5 protein-coding genes are annotated in these 4,132 nt (G+C 45.9%); 1 reads left to right on the top strand and 4 read right to left on the bottom strand.

From position 1 onward, the window contains the following. The 4 genes from QVA83_RS17645 to QVA83_RS17630 all read right to left on the bottom strand — a co-directional run. A partial coding sequence (locus tag QVA83_RS17645) for a vWA domain-containing protein (RefSeq protein ID WP_502711475.1) occupies positions 1–416 on the bottom strand: 416 nt, incomplete at its 3' end. Next, positions 409–1,044, bottom strand: coding sequence for a DUF4381 domain-containing protein (locus QVA83_RS17640; protein WP_287498751.1), 636 nt, complete (start codon positions 1,042–1,044; stop codon positions 409–411). The genes QVA83_RS17640 and QVA83_RS17645, both read right to left, overlap by 8 nt. Further along, on the bottom strand, positions 1,044–2,018 hold the full coding sequence (locus QVA83_RS17635) for a DUF58 domain-containing protein (RefSeq protein WP_110287762.1): 975 nt from the start codon (positions 2,016–2,018) through the stop codon (positions 1,044–1,046). Before QVA83_RS17635 ends, QVA83_RS17640 begins: the two co-directional genes overlap by 1 nt. Before the next feature lie 3 nt (positions 2,019–2,021). Beyond that, positions 2,022–2,978 (bottom strand): AAA family ATPase, encoded by a 957-nt coding sequence (locus tag QVA83_RS17630; protein WP_014948808.1) that lies wholly within the window; start codon positions 2,976–2,978, stop codon positions 2,022–2,024. Between the two features lie 429 nt (positions 2,979–3,407). On the opposite strand from QVA83_RS17630, the gene QVA83_RS17625 reads away from it, so the two are divergent. Beyond that, positions 3,408–4,132, top strand: a 725-nt coding sequence (locus QVA83_RS17625) for a thiolase family protein (protein WP_502711474.1), incomplete at its 3' end; no start/stop codon positions are given.

Raw genomic sequence — 4,132 nt, 5'->3', positions numbered from 1 at the left:
AATAAGATAAGGCCAATTCTGTCGCCAACGCGCCGCTGAATAAAGTCATAAACCACCGACTTAGTCATGGTTAAACGGTTAACTTGTCGGCCATTTAGCTGCATATCATCTATCTTCATACTACCCGATAAGTCTACCGCTAACATCATTTCTCGACCTTCGTTTGGTATGCTAACAGGCTCTCCTAACCATTGAGGGCGCGCGGCAGCCGTTACTAGCAGCAGCCATATTAAGCTACTTACCACTAGCGGTATTCTGGTTTGTTTCAATTGGGTTTGCTCTGACACATCGCCAGGTCGTAAACTTGGAACCCGCAGTGCAGCCATGGGCATGTCTTGTGCTTTTTTAGAAAGCAGGCGTACGATAATAGGCAAGGGAAGTGCGAAAAAGATCCACCACCAAGCAAAATTAAGCATGATGCGGCTCCTTGGCTTGTTTATCATGAGGGCTGCCATCGTTTAGACCGCCATCATTCACACCGCCGTAAGCCCCCTTGTTTTTTGGCAGTTTGGCTTTTGAAAGCCAGTTTTTTACTGCCCCTTTGCAGGTTTCAAAATCACTAGGGTTGGGGGTGGCTTGATAAACATTGCTTACTAACAAACCTAAATCACTTTCAAGTTTGCTATCACTACTTTTCAATGCAGAGGTTAAGAACGCTTGCCACTGTTTACCGTATAACCCAGCTACTTGCTGAGTTGGGTAATAGCTCATAGCCGTGCGTTTTAGAATTGAGTTTAACGCCACGGGCCAATTGCTTTGTTGTGCCGAAATCGATTCAAGTAAGGCTAAAGCTTGCTTACGCGCCTTGTTGTGACGTATGTGAGCAGTGATAGTTTTATATAGGCAAAATAGAGCAAGTAAGACTACTGCGATAGCGACCCACCAACCCCAATCTAATGGCCAAACGTTGACCTCTGTAGGTACGTGTATATCGCGCAGCTGAGCAAGTGGGTCTTGCTGCTGAGGTGGCACTGGCATTTGATTAGCCGATGTCGTTTGAGCTGAACTGGATAAAAGGCTTGATAAAAGATTGTTGCTCTGCATTAATTAAGCTCCAACCGTTGTTCTTGCTGCATACTTTGAAGCTGTTCGTCTAAGGGAAGACCCGCTGAAACACTGAATCGAGCGATATTGTTTTTGCGCAAGGTGCTATAAATCGCGCTATTGTGTTCGCTGCGCCATTTTTGATAGTGCTGCTGCTCTGTATTGTCGCCTAACACCCAACGTTGTTGGTTTCGACCATCAGAAACGCTGACGGTTTGTAATGAACTGGTTTGCGGCAAAGCGTGTTCTATTGGATCGTTAATCACGATAGCCCTCACTTCACAGTGTCGAGTTAAGTGACTTAAGTGTTGAATAGCTTGGGTACTTAAATGCTGAAAGTCTGATACCAGATAAACCAAGCTCCCAGGTCTTGCTAGTCGTCTTGCCCTAGCGCACGCATCGGCAAAAGCTTGTTCGTCTTTGTCTTTGTCCGGCTCAGATTGCGCGCTCTGTTCGTGCAATGCCATAAGTTCATGACACACGTGCAACACGGCTTTTTTGCGTGTTAGTGGTTTAATTTCTTTGTGCTGTTGCTGATTAAATACCAGCGCGCCAACTTTATCGCCGCGAGCAGCAGCTGACCAGCTAATTAATGAAGATACATGAGCGGCTTGCACCGCTTTAGTAAGCAGCTGCGTGCCAAATGCCATTGAAGGTAGGTAGTCACAGAATAGAAAAACCGGGCGCTCTCGCTCTTCCCGATACACTTTAGTGTGAGTTTTACCCGTGCGCGCAGTAACGCGCCAATCAATAGCGCGAATATCATCACCGGGCTGATAATGCCGGGCCTCATCAAACTCCATGCCTCGGCCTTTGTGCTTGGTGAGATAACTTCCAGCAAGTTTAGCTTGTGGCATACGTTTAGGCGCCAAACTAAACAGCTTAGCTAACTGCTGGTAGCGTAATAATTCTGCTGTAGACAACGAGACGCCATTACTTTGCAGCTTGTTTAGCTGCGCTTGTACATTCACCATAGCTTAAGGGACTGCGACAGTTGCAACAATCTTATCAAGTACGTCGTTAATCGTTACGCCTTCAGCCTCGGCTTGATATGACAGAATAATACGGTGGCGAAGCACGTTGTGAACCACAGCTTGAATATCATCAGGACCAACAAAGTCTCTGCCGCTAAGCCATGCGTGAGCGCGTGCACAGCGATCTAGACTGATGGTTGCTCGAGGGCTTGTTCCCATCGCTATCCACTGGCCTAATTCCGCGTCAAAATTTGCAGGCTGACGTGTGGCCATAATCAATTGAACTAAATACTGTTCTAACTCAGGCGCCATATACAAAGACAACGCTTCTTTACGCGACGTAAAAATATCGTCTTGAGTTAGCGTTGGTGGCGTAACAGGCGGTTCTGAGAGGGCTTCACCTCGCGTTAAACGCAATATCTCTAATTCTGTCTCGGCGCCAGGATAATCGATGTCCACGTGCATTAAGAATCGGTCTAGCTGTGCTTCAGGTAGTGGATAAGTTCCTTCCTGTTCTAGCGGGTTTTGCGTTGCCATTACTAAAAATAGCGGAGGAAGAGGGTAGGTTTTACTGCCTACCGTAATTTGACGTTCCGCCATGGCCTCAAGCAAAGCCGATTGCACTTTTGCTGGTGCGCGGTTGATTTCGTCGGCTAGCACTAAGTTATGAAAAAGCGGCCCTTTTTGAAAAACAAACTCACCGGTTTCGGGACGGTATATGTCTGTACCGGTTAAGTCGGCAGGCAGAAGGTCTGGGGTAAATTGTACGCGATGAAAGTCGCCGTCAATACCATTAGCAAGTGCATTGATTGCGCGTGTTTTTGCAAGCCCTGGAGGACCTTCTACCAGAAGGTGGCCGTCGGCCAAAAGAGCGATTAGAAGGCTTTTGGTTAACGCATGCTGACCGATAATCTGTTGGTCTAAATAAGCGTGTAACTGTTGAAATTGCGCTGCTGCCATAATGCAAAATTTCCGTTTGAGTTCTCGTTATCAGGAAGTGTCATTTGAACGATAGATTTATTAAATATCTTATAAAGTGATCGCTTAGCTAAAAAGTAAATTACATATTAATTTAGATAGCTCTAGCCCGTCACAATGACACAAAACAGACTTTCATTTCCATATAAGGTTCATTCTATCTTTCTTCAAGTCGTCAAACAGTAATAAAAATGCGATATGCGGTTGGATGCAAAGCAAGCTTTTTAAATTTCGATAGCATAAAACGGTCAAAATTTGTAAACAGGGCAAACTTTAGTTTCATTTATGTTGCCCTTAACCCTGCATTATTTGCTATTTTGTTCATTGTTTGTAAAAATCGAGTTTATTACAGGTCAGACCACTTTGGGGCGATAAGTTCAAACGGAAGTCGGTCATTAATTTAGGTGCATTATGGCAACAAAACAATCAGTTACTACCCGAGAGGGTGATCGCATCGCCATTGTCGCGGGGTTGCGTACTCCGTTTGCGAAAATGGCTACATATTTCCACGGTGTTCCGGCTGTTGATCTAGGTAAAATGGTCGTAAACGAACTTCTCGTTCGCCATGGTGTTCAAAAAGAGTGGGTTGACCAGGTTGTCTACGGTCAAGTAGTACAAATGCCTGAAGCGCCTAACATTGCGCGCGAAATCGTGCTTGGCACAGGCATGAATATTCATACCGACGCTTACAGCGTATCTCGCGCATGTGCGACGAGTTTTCAATCTACGGTTAACATCGCAGAAAGCATGATGGCTGGTACGGTACAAGTAGGTATTGCTGGTGGTGCTGATTCAACGTCGGTATCACCTATTGGGGTTTCTAAGAACCTTGCGCGTGCGCTGGTTGATTTACAGAAAACCAAGACCCTTGGCCAAAAGCTAAACATCTTCAAGCGTTTAAGCTTAAAAGACTTAGCGCCAGTACCTCCAGCGGTAGCTGAGTACTCTACCGGTTTGTCGATGGGACAGACAGCAGAGCAAATGGCGAAAACGCATCAAATTTCTCGTGAAGAACAAGACAAACTTGCACATCGCTCGCACAGTCTAGCTGCTGAAAGCTGGGAAGCAGGCAAGCTGTCTAGCGAAGTGATGACCGCTTATGCTGAACCGTATAAAGGTGCGCTTGAGCGCGATAA

The sequence above is a fragment of the Alteromonas sp. AO-Serp genome (assembly GCF_017849675.1).
Lineage (GTDB): Bacteria > Pseudomonadota > Gammaproteobacteria > Enterobacterales > Alteromonadaceae > Alteromonas > Alteromonas macleodii.
The sequence above is the reverse complement of the archived record's forward strand: the minus strand, read 5'-3'. Positions and strand labels throughout refer to the sequence as shown.

What these genes read in the sequence shown, in the direction of transcription:
- QVA83_RS17640 (WP_287498751.1), bottom strand. Translation starts at nt 1,044, where the DNA reads ATGCAGAGCAACAATCTTTTATCAAGCCTTTTATCCAGTTCAGCTCAA.
- QVA83_RS17630 (WP_014948808.1), bottom strand. Translation starts at nt 2,978, where the DNA reads ATGGCAGCAGCGCAATTTCAACAGTTACACGCTTATTTAGACCAACAG.
- QVA83_RS17635 (WP_110287762.1), bottom strand. Translation starts at nt 2,018, where the DNA reads ATGGTGAATGTACAAGCGCAGCTAAACAAGCTGCAAAGTAATGGCGTC.